Source organism: Natrinema versiforme JCM 10478, assembly GCF_000337195.1.
GTDB classification, from domain to species: domain Archaea; phylum Halobacteriota; class Halobacteria; order Halobacteriales; family Natrialbaceae; genus Natrinema; species Natrinema versiforme.
This window is the reverse complement of the sequence record NZ_AOID01000053.1, coordinates 57183-72173: the sequence shown is the minus strand read 5'-3', so window position 1 is coordinate 72173 and position 14991 is coordinate 57183. Positions and strand designations below refer to the sequence as shown.

Genomic DNA, 14991 nt, shown 5'->3' with positions numbered 1-14991 from the left:
CGCGTGGCATGGAGAAAGTCGCAATCAACGACGTCGATATCGAAGTCAACCCCATGAACGTCCACTCCGTCAGGCGGCCGATCTCGGACGCCCTCGGCTTTTCTGACTTCGCGATGAACTACTTCGAACTCGAGCCCGACGAGTCGTTTTCCGGCGGGATGCACACCCATTACGATCAGGAGGAGGTCTTCTATATCCAGGAGGGAACCGCGACATTCGAGACGCGCACGTCACAACCCGACGCGGACGACGCGAGCGGTGAAACCACGAGCGAGGAGGTGAGGGAAGTCACCGTCGAGTCCGGCGAGGTGATCCGGTTCGAACCCGGCGACTTCCAGACCGGGTACAACGACACCGACGAGCGGGTCGTCGGCTTCGCCTTCGGCGCGCCCAAATCGAAACACGACTGGGAGCAACTCGAGTCGCTGGTCTACTGTCGAGACTGCGAGGAAGAAACCGGCCACGGCCTCGAACTCACCGACGAGGGGAACTTCCGGCTGACCTGTACCGAGTGCGGACACACGTTCGTCCCGTCGTAATGCGACTATGCGCGGCGTCGGGTGCCGGTCTCGGCCGGTCTCGCCACCCTACGTAGTACCGGCCCGACCGGTGTCGGCGCTCACCGAGTAAGGGAAAATTGTTCACCCAGGGCCGAGAGTGTCGACGTATGGCTATCCAAGACAGTTCGACCGTCGAGATCGACACGTCGCTTTTCATCACCGTCTCCGGCCCGCCCGGCTGTGGGGCGACGACGCTGTGTGAACAGCTCGCCGACGCGATCGGCTGTCCCTACGTCTCGGGCGGCGAGGTCTTTCGCGAACTCGCCGAGGATCGCGATATGAGCCTCAACCAGCTCATCGCCAAGGCCGACGAATCCGACGAGATCGACCGCGCGTTAGATCAGCGGCTCCAGCAGATCGCCGAGAAGTGGGGCATGTCGAACAAACCCTTCATCCTCGAGTCGCGGTTGGCGGGCTGGATCGCCGGCGATCGTGCGGACCTGCGGCTCTGGCTCGACGCGCCGGAAGACGTCCGCCTCGAGCGGATCGACGACCGCATCGAAACCGAGGCCGAGATGCGGGTCCGCGAGGTCAGCGAGGCGGGTCGCTACGAGTCCTACTACGAGATCGATATCGACGATCGGGAGTTCTACGATCTCCACATCAATACGGCCCGCTGGAGCAAGCACGCCGTGTTCACCATCGTCCGGTCCGCAATCGAGGAGTACGACCCCGAGATCGACGAGGGGGCGTTCCGAACGCCGCCGATGGACCCGTAACTGATTACTCGCTGTCCGGCGAGTAGTTCGGCGCTTCGTCGGTAATGACGACGTCGTGGGCGTGGCTCTCTGCCTGTCCGGCCGAGGAGACGCGAACGAACTCGCTGCGCTCTTTGAACCCGGGAATCGTCTCCGCGCCGACGTAGCCCATGCCCGATTGCATGCCGCCCGCGAGCTGGTGGAGTTCGGACTTCAGCGTGCCCTTGTACGGCGTCGCGGCTTCGACGCCCTCGGGGACGTACTCGTCTTCCTCGTCGGGTTCGTCCTTGAGGTATCGGTCGCTGTCGCCGGATTTCATCGCGCCGACCGAGCCCATGCCGCGGTACTGCTTGTACTTCTTGCCGTTCATCGTGACGACCCGGCCCGGCGCTTCGTCGGTGCCGGCGAAGTAGGAGCCGAGCATGACCGCGTCCGCACCGGCGGCGACGGCCTTGATCGCGTCGCCGGAGTACCGGATGCCGCCGTCGGCGATCACCGGCACGTCGTGTTCGGCGGCTACGTCGGCGACCTGCGCGACGGCCGTGATCTGGGGCATGCCGGAGCCGGAGACGATGCGCGTGGTACAGATCGATCCCGGCCCGATGCCGACTTTGAGCCCGTCCGCGAACTCGACGAGGTCCTCGGCGGCTTCTCGCGTGCCGATGTTACCTACGACGACGTCGGCGTCGACGGACTCCTTGATCTCGCGAGCGCCGTCGATGACGTTCAGGTTGTGCGCGTGCGCGGTGTCGATGAAGAGGACGTCAGCGCCGGCCTCGTCGGCGGCTTCGGCGCGGTCCTGCTCGAAGGGACTGACGGCGACGCCACAGCGTAGCCGGCCGTCCTCGTCGCGGACCGCCTCACCGTACTCGCGGCGCTGGAGAATGCCCTGCATGGTGACGAGGCCGACGAGCAGGTTCTCGTCGTCGACGACCGGGACGCGCTCGATCTTGTGCTCGTACATCAGCTCGAACGCCTCGCGGGCGTCGATGTCCTCGTGGGCCGTGATGACCTCGTCGGTCATCGCCTCGGTGACCGGGTCGTCCTCGTTGACCTCGAGGTGGGGCCGGATATCCGTACTCGAGATGATCCCGAGGACCTCGCCGTTGGTGTTGACGACGGGCGCGCCGCCGACGCCGCGGCGGGCCATCCGTTCGTCGACCTCGCGGACGGACATTTCCGGGTCGGCGGTGACGACCGAATCGAGGGGGATGATGAGTTCGTCGGCGCTTTTGACGCGGCCGATCTCCTCGACCATCTCGTCGATGTTCATGTTGCGGTGGAGCACGCCGAGGCCGCCGTGGCGGGCCATCGCGATCGCCATATCGCTCTCGGTGACGGTGTCCATCGCCGCCGAGAGGATCGGCACCGAGACCTCGACGTTTTTCGAGACGTGGGACGTGAGGTCCGCATCGTCGGGTTCGACGCGGCTCTCCTTCGGGCGGAGAAGGACGTCGTCGAACGTTAGCGCTTCCGGTACCTGCAGTTTCGAAGAATAGGGCTCGTGCTCGGGAACGTCGTTCGCCATGTAAACCGTCCGGACCCCCGGGCAAAAAACGTTGCGAGATGAGAGCGGTTGTGAACGGTTCGCGGGGCCGGCAACGGCCGATTCGCCTCCAGTCGCTCTTGCAACGATTTACACACCGATCGCAACGCTATCCTGCGATCGGGTGTGCAGTGACTTCCAAGAGCGACTATAGTCTCGGTGGCACCCCGTTAGCCGTAGTCCGATTCGGGTGCGGCCCCGGGTTCAGCACGAACTGGACTCGAGTTGGGCCCCGTAGCCGGCCGTCGGCCTCCGTCTCGTTCGGCCTCGAGTTTCGGTATCGGCCCCGCGCTGTCTCCTTTCGTTTCCGTCTGTGAGAGCGCGGTCGATCGCCGATACTCGAGGGAAACGCCACGACGGCTGCACACATCGCTTCCGGATCTGTGCATTCCAGTACAGATCTGCCCGCTACTGGCGAAACGGTGACGGGTCGTGAAATCGCGTCTCACACAACGTTTATTGACCGTCCTCTCGTCCCTTCGGGTATGTACGCTGTGAGTGCAGCCGTCGCCCGAACCGCTGGCCGGACGAGTTTCGACTCCGTCGCTGCCCAGTTCGGGAATTTTACACCAAAACTCACAGCGCGAGGCCCGAAATTCGATGCGATCGACCGGTGTGCAGACCGGTTGGTACGGGACCGCCCGTCATATCGCCCACAGGCCTCGGGTCACGGCCATCGGCCCTGACCGATGAGTACGTCACAACATCCGGTCGCGCTCCAGATGGAGCGCATCGTCGGGGGTGACGCCAGACTGCTGGCGCTGGTGATGATGCTGCCGTTAGTCGACGGCGTCTTCCCCGCGTTGATCTTGGCCGGCGCGCTCGATAAGCCGCTGGGCGCGATCCAGGTCGGCCTGCTGATCTTCGGCGGCAGCGCGACCGTCGCCGTGATTCTGGCGGAGATGGACGGCACGCCCCGAGAGCAGGCGACCGTCGTCTTACTCGTCGGGATCCCGCTGATACTGCTCGCGGCGGTCCAAGCCGCGCTCGCGCCGGCGATCGAGAGCGTCCTCGACATCGTCATCTTCGAGCGGTTCGCGGCGCTGGTCATCGCCGCCATCGCGGCCAAGACCGCCAGCGCGACGATCGGCGACTACCTCCCGAACCCCGTCGTCGTCATCGGGCTGGGACTGGTCGCGAGCCTCAATCCCGCCGGGGCGAGCTTCGACCTGATGACCGATCCGGCCCTCGTCGCCCACGCGACGCTGGCCGCCGCCGTCGGGGTTGCCTTCGCGCTCGCGATCGCGCTCACCGGACCGTACCTGCGGGAGTATATGGACATCGACCGGTTCCGCTTCGGCAGCGCGGTCGCGCTCGGACTGCTCCCGCTGTCCCTGCTCGGGATGGCCTTCGGACAGGCCCCGCTGGCCGCGCTGCTCGTCGCCGGTCTGTTCGCCGTCGACCTCCCGCTCGGCGGCGACGACGACTCGAGTCCCGATCCGGACGACGCGGCCGCCCAAATGGGCGCGCTGGCCGATGGCGGGGAGCACGGCGACTCGAGTGAGCCGATGGCCGCCGACAGCGAGGACGAGCCGGACGCGTATCCGGGCGACGACGGGACGGATACGGCGGGGCGGGCCCCGTGGCTGTAGGGCGATTCTGAATCGAAACCACTTTAGGGTGGATCGACCAACGAAGACTCGAGGGGTCGTGGCCAAGCCAGGCATGGCGGCTGACTCCAGAGGCAACGCGCCCGGGACGACACTCCAGACTGATATACTGATCGGGCACCTGATCAGTGCTCGTGTGATGACCCTCTGGAGTTCCGAGGCGCACCGGAGATATCAGTAGATCGGGGGTTCAAATCCCTCCGACCCCACTCTCACCTTAATTTTAACTTAACCCTTCGGAGAGAAACGTCTCGGAGAAAACTCTCTTTCAACGGAGGGGTCCGTTGATGCAGCGTTGGGTTCGATCCAATCAGAATCCACAGCGCTGCCTCAAGTGCGGAGCGCACGTCACGCCTGAGTTCCGGCGCGGCTACGGCGACGAGAACGACCACGCACACCGCTGCTCTGACTGTGATACGTATACCCGACTGAGCGACGGCAGCGCCGCAGGCCAAACCGTCGCGATCGCCGATCCGCTCGACGATCCGACTCGGTTCAACGAGAGCTACGATGATCTCCCGTCCCACGTGCAAGCGGTCTGTCGGGATGGGTCTGGCGAGGTTGCAACCGACGGTGGTTCGCGATGAGCCAGCCGCAGCAGTCTCAGTTAGCCGCCTCGAGACAGGCTGGCGATCGGTCCGAGTCTGTTGTCCTCGAGCACGTCGATAAGCTTCGGTACGTCCCAGATACAGAGTCACTGCACTACGATGCGATCGCCGAGGATCTCCTTGAGCCGAGCGCCGAGTTCCCGTTCGTCGGGATCGTCGTCCTCGAGTCTGGAACAGCGGTTGAGATTAAGAGTGTCTCCGTCGTCTACGGGCAACGTCAGCGCCGCGGTCGGTTTCAACTGCGTCGAGTGCAGCATGAGGCGCTGCTTGAGCGCGGGGGTGTCTACCTGTTCGCCGTCTGTGCACCCCACGATCGCGAGTTGATCGCCGCGAAGGTCGTTCCGGCGACGCAAGTCGACCACCTCATTAGCGTCGTTACCGAGGGGTGGCGCTCGGCAGGTGAGGGCCGCAGCGAGGAGTACGTTCAGTTCACGTGGGCGCGCGTGTTCGATCCCGCCGAGATTGAGGACGGTGGTTCTCAGTGACCGTCCGAACGACCTACTTCGGTGGGCTCAACTCGAGTTTCGAACCTGCCGATGGGGATGCGATCTTCGGCGTTGTGCGCTACCCGCAGGATTTCGTGGAGCGAATCACGGATCGGAACATCCTGGCCGTCGCACCGCCGGAAGAACTGTTGAACGCATACAAGGCCGTCGAGGAAGCTGCCGACGAGAACGGCGAGGCGAATCCGGCGGCGATCGCGTGGAATTCGGTTGACTTCGAACGCCGCTACCGCGAGTACCTCGAGCAGCCGGGTCCACAGACGGTGATCTCGGAGCTGGCCGATCGCGCTCGCGAGCGGGATATCTGGCTCGTTTGCTGGGAAAAAGACGCTCGGTGGTGCCACCGACGGTTGCTCGCGAACGAGGTTGTCTCTCAACTCGAAGACATCGAGGTCGTCCACCATCCGAACCCGTCGACGATCCCCATCGATACCGGTAACGACGAGTCCGACGACGATCCGGATGCGACGCTTGCCGATTTCGCCGAAGCCGGTGGTGCGTGATGTCGCAGGTCGAGACGACACCGCACGAGATAGAAGGCCGCTGGAAGTGGCCCGACTGGGGCCGCGGACCCTACGACGCGCTCTCATCGGTCATGCTCGGGCCGCCCTTCGAGGGCTACCTCGAGATCGACACGGAGATCGACGGCGAGCCCTGGCACCTCAAGGTGGGCTACAGCAAGTCGGGATTCGCGCCGCGACTGTCGGACGGGATCAACGCCGAGCGGCTCTACGAGTGGGATATCGTGGGTCGTGGGCGCGGTGAACGGAAGGCATCGTACAACATCGGTCCGCGGTTCCCGGACATGCGCCACTGGGAAAGCGGTGAGCGACTGCAACTCCCGTGGGAGAATCAGGTCGGCGAGGTCGACGGTGTCGACGTCGAGTTCCATCTGAGTAACATCGAGCCCGAGCGCGGACTCGAGTTGCTACCGGAGTTCTTCGCGGCGATCTTCGACCACGCCGGCGAGCGGATTCACTCGGAGTACTTTCGGAACGAGCCGCACCCGGCGAGTCGGATGTGGGCGTACGAGCGGTACGTCCGGATTCGTCGCAAGTGGGCGGAAAAGCTCTCGTCGGCTGGTGTCCTGCAGAAGGTCGCGCACTATCTCTCCGACCTCGAGGGAGTCAAAGCCGAACTGCATATCAACAACAAGGAGGCGATCAACCATCAGAATCGGCTGTTCCTGAACCCCACGTCGGCCAGCGAACTCCTGCCGGGCCACACCTACGGGCGAAAGTTCGAGATCTACCAGCTGAAAGATCCCGATGCGGTCTCGAAAGATCACCCGTCCTATCATCCGAAGGTGGAGGTGTTGGTCAACAAGTCGATGAACGACGGCGAGGCATGGGAATGGGCCGATCGCCACGAGGTCACCGAGCAAATAGAGGAGACGCTGTTGAACGCGCTCCATTGGGAAGATATTCCGCTCGGGCCTGACGGGAGCGGCGTCTACGTCGCGGACGATCACTTCGACGCCGTCGCCCGCGACAGGCCCGTCGAACTGTACGAAGATCCCACGCCGCGCCTCGAGGCGAAGTCGGATCACCTGTTGATGACGACGCTGCGGGATATGGGCGAGACCGCTCGCAATGTCACAGAGACGGTCGCGACCGACGGCGGTGCGACCGTCGACGATCTCGCCGACCAACTGGGGAAACATCCGGCGACGATCTACCGAGCGATCAACGACCTCGGCGAGGTTCTCGATCTAGATCAGGGCGACGTATCGTTCCGGGCCCGGAAGTACCGCGAGGAACTGCGCGCGCTCGTTGAATCGGCCGAGTACGCGATCGAGAGCTACGCCGATCGGATGCAGCACATCATGGGCTTGGCCGATCACGTCGCTGAGTCCTCGCCCTTCCAAGAGTGGCTCGCGAAAAACGGAGCCGACCTCGAGTTCGACGAGAACGGCGAGCCGCAACAGATGCGGATCGATACGGTTCTCTCTCGGTTGAAGTCGGATAGCTTCGAGAACGTTGCGACGATCGCGAGCGAGGCCCTCGAGAAGTGGTCGAAGTCAGGGAACGATCCGACGGCACTCCGCGGGATCGAGTTGACCTGGAAGACTCCCGGCGGTGGGACCGAATCCGGATTCGTCGGTGCGATCGCCGATCGCTGAAGCGGCCTGCATAGTGGCAACGCTCTCGGTTTCGCTCTTTTCTGCAAGTTAGGTTGACTACCTCCGTTTCTTCTGCAACTCTGGTTGTATCCAGTCCCTCGAGGGCGGGGTCGGCACCGCGATCGCACCGCAACGCCGGCGGGGTCGTTTCGCGCTTCGCGCGAAAACCCCCTTGGCGGGTGTCGCCAAGGCGACAGCGCCAAAAAATTACAGCGCCCTACCCCACCTTCGCGCGAAAATCTCCAGTTGATGCACTCGAAACCGTCCTTTCGCCCAGAACGAAATCTGTTTCGTAGATAGTAGATCGGTATCCATCCCAATTTATCCGCGAAAGTGTTTTCTTATCCCCAAACATATCAGCGGTAATGGACTCAGATGGGGAGAACGAGAAGTCCAAAGATCCAGAAGTAGGAGAACGGGCATCTCCTCTTGACGGTCTTGAATCAGACCATTTCCTCACCGATGTCGATTCAAGTCCGCTCTGGGAGGATCTCGAATCAGACCATCTTCTCTCCAATATCGATTCGAGTCCGCTCTGGAAGGATCTCGAATCAGATCATCTTCTCTCCAATATTGATTCGAGTCCGCCCTGGGAGGACCTCGAATCAGATCATCTTCTCTCCAATATCGATTCGAGTCCGCTTTGGGAGGATCTCGAATCTGACCATCTTCTCTCCAATATCGATTCGAGTCCGCCCTGGAAGGATCTCGAATCAGATCATCTTCTCTCCAATATTGATTCGAGTCCGCCCTGGGGGGACCTCGAATCTGACCATCTCCTCACTGATGTCGATTCGAGTCCGTTTCTAAACGAAGCCCCCCTAACTGGACCTACTAAGTCAGAGTTCAGTTCGCCCCGTTCACCGATTAGAGGTTCTCCTGACACAGATCCATCCAAGACAAGTGTCGAAAGTGAGATCAGTTCTTATATTAATCATGTTCGATTCCAATTTGCTTTCCGTCAGACGTATGAATCCTTACAGATTTATGGAGGGAAGATTGACGATAAACTGCTTCTACTCGTTGGAGGCCAGATTTTGAATACCGGAGCAGTTCTGTTTGCTGGTCCTGCCGGGCTAGCAGTTTCAGCAACTGGCTCAGCAATGGCTATAATTGCCTATGTGAGAAGAAACTCTGAAACCAATGATTCGACAGATGAGGAAAACCGTACAGGTGAGCCGGAATATCAGGAATAGTGTGTTGTGTTCACGGATATGCCCCTAAGGGGGCAGGGCAATTGCGCGGCGCGCAGAGCGCGCGCCGCGCTAGCGAAAATTGGACAGGACGATACTGGACGTTGCAGAGACGCTACCCCGCTGGTAGGCCGTGGCAGGACCTCGATAACCCCGCTTGTCAGATACGCTTACGGGGTTTTATCCGTGATGCCGAGGCCAGAATTGCCGTCATGCGCCAACCTCAAGATGACCTGTTGATTGTTTTAGCCCTGGTTGAACTTGCACGACAGCATAAGCGAACTCCAACGGAAGCTTATGCAAACGACCTTGCTGCCGAGATCGCTAACCAGCATGGACTGACTACAGCTGAAGCAATTCAGCAATTCGAGGGAAGGAGTGGGCATCAGTGTTGAGATGGAAATTGAGGCTAAGGTCAAATGATAATGGTTCGATTATTAGAATCTCTGTATACCACTTTCATTTATATACTTTTACAAAAGAATCATATCTGATCGTCAATATCCAATATATATGGCAGAGCCCACTTTTTCTAATGTGCGCGAATATGTTGCGAATAGATTAGACAAAGCAAGTATTGATCCAAGAGAATCACCTGAAGACGCGTTTAACGTGATGATTAATGCATGCAACGATTATATTGTTAGTGCTAATCATGCTAAAATTGAGGATCATGAATACCACTATATTACTTCTATAAGAATAGCGGATATGGTGAATGCCAGCCACAGAATGTATTTAGAACAAGTTAGCGAAATAGCGTCTGAAGCTGAACAGTTTTCGGTTTCCAAGGATGCTGTAATGGGGTTTGCAGAACGATCGGGGAGATATACTATTGGAAATACAGTCACACTCATATATTCGATGGCGTATGAGCTAATATATGATATGTTAGGTAAACTGGTGAGGAAGTTAGTTGATGACGATTTACCCAATTCAGGAAAGAATGCTATTGTTTCACAGATCGGGTCCTACGAGGGCCGGGCAGAGACATTGGTTGCATGCGATATAGTCGATTCAGATAGATTAGATGATATTAAGCATGTAGCAGATGTACGAGCGGCGTTAGTACACGATGTAGAGGAACGTTTTACACTATCTGTCCTTGATGACCTAAACAAAATAAATATACTATCAGAATTGATAAATGATCTTTACAATATGGTTTATACTATACCGATTTTCAAATACCATGACGACCTTGAGCTTGAGGACCTAATTGATAATCGGTAATTTGCTATTCAGACCACATTCTCTGATCCACCCCTGGGGTTGCACGTCGACAGAATCCGTTTCCCGAATATGCACACGAGCCGCGACTCGTCGTGTGCATATCGTGAGTCGGTCCATCACTTGTGCTGCCGTTCGTCTCTGGATGGCTAACACGTTCTGCCGATTTCGGGCCGAAATCGACCATTCAGTGAGCCGAAAAACGAGGGTTTCGGGGGCCGTACGTACGAGTGTGCGAATCAGAACTGATGGCGACTACGCAGACCGGCAGGACGCGATCGAACACGCAGCTAACTTCTACGACTGCAACAAGACCAAAGCAGTGGTAGTGCCTGCGACGACGTTCCGAAGTTCGTCCAAGTGTCCTACCAAGTCCTCGAGCGCGACGACCTCACGCTCGAGCAGCGCCGGGAGATCGCTGAGACACTACGAGCAGTGACGTTCGATGGTGGGAGCGAAATCGCTACCGCCACTGATTGAGTCTATCTAGTTATTCGATATTTTTGGACGCAAAATAGCCGTGTAGTGGATATGTATACTCAACAGAAAGTATTCAGGTTCTCCATTACAGAGTATCGGTATGCGGGAACGCTCGCTGGTGGTGTGCTGTGCTTTCGTCGTACTGGTCCTCGCAACTGGCTGTCTCGGGACTTTCGCAGCAGAGCAACCATCGTCAGATCACTCCTTGTATCTCGAAAACCACGGAAATGAGAGCGCAACGTTCGATATTACCGTAGTGAGAACCGCAACGAATGAGACCGTTCACGACCAGAGTTACGTGCTCGATCCCGAGGAGGACCGAGAAGTCTACAACACCAATGAATCGATCTCAGACGGTATCGAAACCGTTGCATTTCGATGGGCTGCAGCGAACGAGACCGGAACCGTAGAGATCACGACGAACGACTGTTACGGAAATGCATACGTGACCATCCGAGAGGACGGGACGGCTGAATCAACGTACTCGATCTGCTAGGTGCGCCCGCTCTACCGCTCTATACTTACCAACCCTGTCGCGCACAATCTATGATCAGAAAAGAGCTCTCTACAACCCTGATTAGAAAAGAGAGTCACTCGAGAGTTTCGCTTGTCCGGTTCCGCGATGATCACCGCCACCATGCCACCGGAGCAGCGGAAGATCGCTCGAGCGAAGCGTCTTGAAACGACTAGTCGCGGGACCGCAACCACCCCGCTCGAGCCACACCCCGTTTTCGCTGCCGTAACAACACACCGAACGCGAGCACCGAACTCACACGCTGCTTAAGGCCGCTGCCGTCCGAGACGTGGTAATGAGCACACAGGAGACGTGGGCCGTTCGCCGGTGTGAGGACTGCGCTCGCGTGACGATCGTCGAGACCGCGAGCGCACAGCGCGTGTGCGTCTGTGGAAGCGAGTCGCTCCGAGAGTTCTGACTGACGAGGCCGTCTCGAGCGGCCCCGACACTACCCGTCCATGCGGTCTCCGACCAGCCGCTCGAGGCGCTCGAGTCGCGTCTCGATATCGGGGTGGATCCGAAGTAGTCCCCGGGAGCCGATCACTGGGCAGACTCCACCGCAGGCAGCGAAAACGAGAACGTCGCGCCCTCGCCCGCTGTGGAGTCGACCCAGATATCGCCGCCGTGGCGTTCGACGATGCGCTGACAGAGCGCGAGACCGATCCCGGTGCCGGCGTACTCTTCGCAGCTGTGCAGGCGCTGGAACACCTCGAAGATCCGGTCCTGTTCCTCGGCCGCGATCCCGATCCCCTCGTCGTGTACGGAGACGACCCACTCGTCGCCGTCGCGTTCGGCCGAGACCGACACGTCCGGCGGCTCGTCACCGCTGTACGTGATCGCGTTCGAGAGCAGGTTCTGGAGCACCTGGCGTAACTGATCCGCATCGCCCTCGACGCGCGGCAGTTCGTCCGCGGTGACCGTCGCGTCCGCGTCCTCGATCTGCAACCGGAGGTCGTCGAGCACGCTCTCGAAGACCGCCTCGAGGTCGACGGGCTCGAGGGGGTCGCCCCGCGTCTCGATCCGGGAGTATTCGAGGAGGGCGTCGATCATATCCCGCATGCGCTCGGCACCGTCGACGGCGTAGGCGAGGAACTCTTCGGCCTCGTCGTCGAGGGCATCGGCGTATCGGCCGTCGATCAACTGGAGGTAGCTCGAGACCATCCGGAGCGGTTCCTGTAAGTCGTGGGAAGCGGCGTAGGCGAACTGCTCTAAGCGCTTGTTCGACTCCTCTAACTTCGCGACGAGTTCCTCGAGTCGCCGCTCGCGTTCGACCTGCTCGGTGACATCTTGGGTGAAGCTCAATCCGGCGAAAACCTCGCCGTCGCAGTCCTGAAGCGGTGCGGCCCAAACGCGCCAGTTTCGGCCGTCGAACTCGATCGTGATACTGCCGGTCTCGCCGTCCTCGACGGCGGCCCGCAACACCCCTTCAAGGTCCGCGACCAGTTCCTCGGGGAAGATGTCCGACACTCGGCTTCCCTCGAGACGGTCCGCGTTCGGGAGCCGGTCGCCGAGGACCGCGCCTCTCGTTAGCGTATATCGAAGATTCGTGTCGTAGACGCCGACCGCGCCGTTCGGGAAGTTCTCCGCGAGCGTTCGGTACCGCCGCTCGGACTGCTCGAGGGCGCGTTCGCGTTCCGTTCGCTCGGAGACATCCTCGGCGATGCCGACGATCCGGGACACGTCGCGATCCTCGTCGTGGACCGCGGCCGCCCGGGCGTGGATCCAGCGGTGCTCGCCGTCGGGAGTGACGATCCGGAACTCCTCGTCGAACTCGTCGTCGGGCAGATCGGCGTAGGCCGCCATGACCCGCTCGCGGTCGTCCGGGTGGATTCCGTCGGCGAACGCGCGCGGGTCGTCGTCCAGTGCCGCCGAGTCGCGTCCCCACAGCTCCTCGTAGGCGGGGTTGATGTAGAGTATCTCCTTGGTCTCCGTCGTCGAGAGCCAGACGACATCCTCGAGGTTGTCAGCGAGCAGTCGGAACCGGGCCTCGCTCTCGCGGAGGTCCCGTTCCATCCGCTTTCGTTCGGTGATATCGCGGACGACGCCGATCTGTTTCGTCTCCGCTCCGGTCCGAAGCGTCGCGAAGGTGCCTTCCGTCGGGACCTGTTCGCCGTCCGCTCGCTGGATCATCGCCTCCATGGTCGGCGTCGTCGCATCCCCCGCCGCCATCGCCTCGCGTCGGGCTTCCGACTGGGTAAGCGTCGCCTCGTCGACGACCAGCGAGGCGTGTTCGCCGACGAGTTCCGCCCGCGAGTAGCCGGTCAACGAGGCGTACGCGTCGTTGACCATCGTGAATCGCCCGTCCTCGTCTTTGACGTAGATCCCGTCGTTGATCGTCTCGACGATCGTCTCGTACTTGGCCAACTCTCTCTCCCGGTTCTTGCGCTCGGTGATCTCCCGGGCGACGGCCATCCCGGCGGACACGTCGCCGCCGTCGGTGACCGGAACCGTCCGAACCGACCAGATGCGGCCGTTGAACTCGAGTTCGACCGTGCGTTCGGCCCCCTCGAGTGCCGCCCGGAACGCGGGTTCGAGCGCGTCGGCGGTTTCCTCGGGGACGACATCGCGGAAGTGCTGGCCCTCGACGTCGGCCGGATCAGCGTCGAGGTCCGCAAAGCCCTGCCCGGCGGCCAGCGTGTACTCGAGGTCGCGATCGAACAGGGTGACGACGCCGTTCGGGAACGACTCCGCGAGCGTGCGGTAGCGTCGCTCCGACTCCGCCAGTTCCCGTTCGCGTTCCGTCTGTGCGGTGATATCTCGAGCGAGCCCGAGGACGCCGCGGCCCTCGCCGTCGACCGCGATCGGTTGGAGCCGAAACTCGCAGGTCAGTCGCCGCCCGTCCGCGGCTCGGACGACGGCCTCGAGGGTCGTCGTGCCGTCGCGGTTACCCATCCGACAGTCGGCGAGCGCGTCGCGAACGCGGTCGCGATCAGCGTCCTCGAAAATAGTCGTGACGTGCTCGCCGAGGAGGTCGTCGCGAGTGTACCCCAGTCGCTCGATCAGCACGTCGTTGACGGCGACGAAGCGACCGGTCGCGTCGAGCCGGTAGAGTCCGTCGTCGAGGAGTTCCGTGAGCGTTCGGTACCGCTGTCGCGTCGCCGAGTCGTTTTCGTCCTCGAGAACGGTCGTTTCGGTAACCGTGCCCCGGTCGCTCATGCGAACAGCAATCGCTCCTCCACCGGATAAATCTCCCGACGCTCGGGGCACCGTCCCGGTCGGCAGATGAGTCGATTGGCCGGGTGTGGCCCCGTCGAGCCGTCGGCTCCGGCGTCTGTTTCCTGGTTTTGTGGCGCGGTGAAGCTATCAGGTTACACACATCACCGACGCTCTCAAATAGCTGGCACTCGCTATAACCACGTATGAGCCGGACACGATCCGCGGACGGTGCCTCGGTACTGGTCGAACGAGCGGCCGGGCTGACGGCGGTACTCGGCGCGCTCGTCATGGCATCGACCGTCGTCTTCACGGTGACGGGAACGGTGGGGATTCACAACGTTCTCCTCGGCGCACTGGTCGCGGTCATCGCGTCGTTGCACGCCTACCGGACCGGTGAGATGCGATCGCCGAGTATCGTCCTGGCGGCGATCCTCGCGCTGCTTGGCATCTGGATCGCGATCGCGCCGATAGTCGCCTTCGGCGTCGACCGCCAGTTGGTCCTCGGGATCTGCGGCGTCGCCGGGGCGCTCATCGTGATCCTGTCGCTCGCCGGCGTTTACGGCAGCTTCCAGACGTCGAAAAGCGCTACAGCAAGTGCGTAAGACCGATTCCGTTTTTCTCTGACCGTCCACCGTCCGCTTTCGCAGCCGACTGGACCGACTCGAGTCCGAGATTTTCTCCCGAAACGACGGCCCAGTCATCGGCCCGCCGCGTCGAGCCCGATTCGTGTCAGAACCTGTGCCGTTCGGACCGCTTTTCCCGTTGCCGGTC

Annotated in this window: 14 protein-coding genes, 1 tRNA gene and 1 pseudogene; 14 read left to right on the top strand and 2 right to left on the bottom strand. The window is 60.9% G+C overall.

All coding sequences use genetic code 11. The features are described from left to right. Positions 1-8 precede the first annotated feature (8 nt). Together C489_RS17575 and cmk are read left to right on the top strand one after the other, a co-directional pair. Complete coding sequence (locus C489_RS17575) at positions 9-539, top strand: cupin domain-containing protein (protein WP_006432690.1); 531 nt, start codon at positions 9-11, stop codon at positions 537-539. A gap of 128 nt (positions 540-667) precedes the next feature. Continuing rightward, positions 668-1279, top strand: coding sequence for a (d)CMP kinase (gene cmk, locus C489_RS17570; RefSeq protein WP_006432689.1), 612 nt, complete (start codon positions 668-670; stop codon positions 1277-1279). A gap of 4 nt (positions 1280-1283) precedes the next feature. Here the strand turns inward: cmk and guaB are convergent, their stop codons facing one another. Beyond that, the gene (gene guaB / locus C489_RS17565; protein WP_006432688.1) at positions 1284-2786 is read right to left on the bottom strand and encodes an IMP dehydrogenase; all 1503 of its coding nucleotides are present in this window, start codon (positions 2784-2786) and stop codon (positions 1284-1286) included. Positions 2787-3493: 707 nt separating this feature from the next. Here guaB and C489_RS17560 point away from each other — a divergent pair. The 11 genes and pseudogenes from C489_RS17560 (at position 3494) to C489_RS22905 (ending at position 11482) form a co-directional block, all read left to right on the top strand. Beyond that, positions 3494-4396: a DUF5794 domain-containing protein gene (locus tag C489_RS17560; RefSeq protein ID WP_049891017.1), complete on the top strand. Its 903-nt coding sequence runs from the start codon at positions 3494-3496 to the stop codon at positions 4394-4396. 52 nt (positions 4397-4448) lie between these two features. Beyond that, positions 4449-4623: transfer RNA gene (locus tag C489_RS21660), tRNA-Trp, on the top strand. A 78-nt stretch (positions 4624-4701) separates the two neighbouring features. Then, the gene (locus C489_RS17555) at positions 4702-5001 is read left to right on the top strand and encodes a DUF7563 family protein (protein WP_006432686.1); all 300 of its coding nucleotides are present in this window, start codon (positions 4702-4704) and stop codon (positions 4999-5001) included. Further along, positions 4998-5507 carry a hypothetical protein gene (locus C489_RS17550; RefSeq protein ID WP_006432685.1) on the top strand — a complete coding sequence of 170 codons (510 nt, stop codon included), beginning with the start codon at positions 4998-5000 and terminating at the stop codon, positions 5505-5507. The genes C489_RS17555 and C489_RS17550 overlap by 4 nt, the downstream gene beginning before the upstream one ends. After that, positions 5504-6028, top strand: a complete 525-nt coding sequence (locus C489_RS17545) for a DUF488 family protein, N3 subclade (RefSeq protein ID WP_006432684.1) — start codon at positions 5504-5506, stop codon at positions 6026-6028. Before C489_RS17550 ends, C489_RS17545 begins: the two co-directional genes overlap by 4 nt. Further along, positions 6028-7647 (top strand): DUF7845 domain-containing protein, encoded by a 1620-nt coding sequence (locus C489_RS17540; protein ID WP_006432683.1) that lies wholly within the window; start codon positions 6028-6030, stop codon positions 7645-7647. Before C489_RS17545 ends, C489_RS17540 begins: the two co-directional genes overlap by 1 nt. Positions 7648-8012: 365 nt before the next feature. Then, positions 8013-8843, top strand: a complete 831-nt coding sequence (locus tag C489_RS21655) for a hypothetical protein (protein WP_152423182.1) — start codon at positions 8013-8015, stop codon at positions 8841-8843. 510 nt (positions 8844-9353) lie between these two features. After that, entirely contained in the window at positions 9354-10073 is a 720-nt protein-coding gene (locus tag C489_RS21650; protein ID WP_152423181.1) for a hypothetical protein, read from the top strand. A 142-nt stretch (positions 10074-10215) separates the two neighbouring features. Then, positions 10216-10406 (top strand): annotated as a pseudogene (locus tag C489_RS23240) (DUF7692 domain-containing protein); the annotation flags it as partial. 244 nt (positions 10407-10650) lie between these two features. Next, positions 10651-11046, top strand: coding sequence for a hypothetical protein (locus C489_RS21645; protein WP_152423180.1), 396 nt, complete (start codon positions 10651-10653; stop codon positions 11044-11046). Positions 11047-11359: 313 nt separating this feature from the next. Then, entirely contained in the window at positions 11360-11482 is a 123-nt protein-coding gene (locus C489_RS22905) for a hypothetical protein (RefSeq protein WP_275039580.1), read from the top strand. A 122-nt stretch (positions 11483-11604) separates the two neighbouring features. Here C489_RS22905 and C489_RS17525 read toward each other — a convergent pair whose 3' ends face one another. After that, the gene (locus C489_RS17525) at positions 11605-14220 is read right to left on the bottom strand and encodes a PAS domain S-box protein (protein WP_006432681.1); all 2616 of its coding nucleotides are present in this window, start codon (positions 14218-14220) and stop codon (positions 11605-11607) included. A 203-nt stretch (positions 14221-14423) separates the two neighbouring features. Here C489_RS17525 and C489_RS17520 point away from each other — a divergent pair, with 203 nt between their 5' ends. Further along, positions 14424-14822: a hypothetical protein gene (locus C489_RS17520; RefSeq protein WP_006432680.1), complete on the top strand. Its 399-nt coding sequence runs from the start codon at positions 14424-14426 to the stop codon at positions 14820-14822. Positions 14823-14991 lie beyond the last annotated feature (169 nt).

What these genes read in the sequence shown, in the direction of transcription:
- guaB (WP_006432688.1), bottom strand. Translation starts at nt 2,786, where the DNA reads ATGGCGAACGACGTTCCCGAGCACGAGCCCTATTCTTCGAAACTGCAG.
- C489_RS17575 (WP_006432690.1), top strand. Translation starts at nt 9, where the DNA reads ATGGAGAAAGTCGCAATCAACGACGTCGATATCGAAGTCAACCCCATG.
- C489_RS17555 (WP_006432686.1), top strand. Translation starts at nt 4,702, where the DNA reads ATGCAGCGTTGGGTTCGATCCAATCAGAATCCACAGCGCTGCCTCAAG.
- C489_RS17550 (WP_006432685.1), top strand. Translation starts at nt 4,998, where the DNA reads ATGAGCCAGCCGCAGCAGTCTCAGTTAGCCGCCTCGAGACAGGCTGGC.
- cmk (WP_006432689.1), top strand. Translation starts at nt 668, where the DNA reads ATGGCTATCCAAGACAGTTCGACCGTCGAGATCGACACGTCGCTTTTC.
- C489_RS21645 (WP_152423180.1), top strand. Translation starts at nt 10,651, where the DNA reads ATGCGGGAACGCTCGCTGGTGGTGTGCTGTGCTTTCGTCGTACTGGTC.
- C489_RS17525 (WP_006432681.1), bottom strand. Translation starts at nt 14,220, where the DNA reads ATGAGCGACCGGGGCACGGTTACCGAAACGACCGTTCTCGAGGACGAA.
- C489_RS17540 (WP_006432683.1), top strand. Translation starts at nt 6,028, where the DNA reads ATGTCGCAGGTCGAGACGACACCGCACGAGATAGAAGGCCGCTGGAAG.
- C489_RS21650 (WP_152423181.1), top strand. Translation starts at nt 9,354, where the DNA reads ATGGCAGAGCCCACTTTTTCTAATGTGCGCGAATATGTTGCGAATAGA.
- C489_RS22905 (WP_275039580.1), top strand. Translation starts at nt 11,360, where the DNA reads ATGAGCACACAGGAGACGTGGGCCGTTCGCCGGTGTGAGGACTGCGCT.
- C489_RS21655 (WP_152423182.1), top strand. Translation starts at nt 8,013, where the DNA reads ATGGACTCAGATGGGGAGAACGAGAAGTCCAAAGATCCAGAAGTAGGA.
- C489_RS17560 (WP_049891017.1), top strand. Translation starts at nt 3,494, where the DNA reads ATGAGTACGTCACAACATCCGGTCGCGCTCCAGATGGAGCGCATCGTC.
- C489_RS17520 (WP_006432680.1), top strand. Translation starts at nt 14,424, where the DNA reads ATGAGCCGGACACGATCCGCGGACGGTGCCTCGGTACTGGTCGAACGA.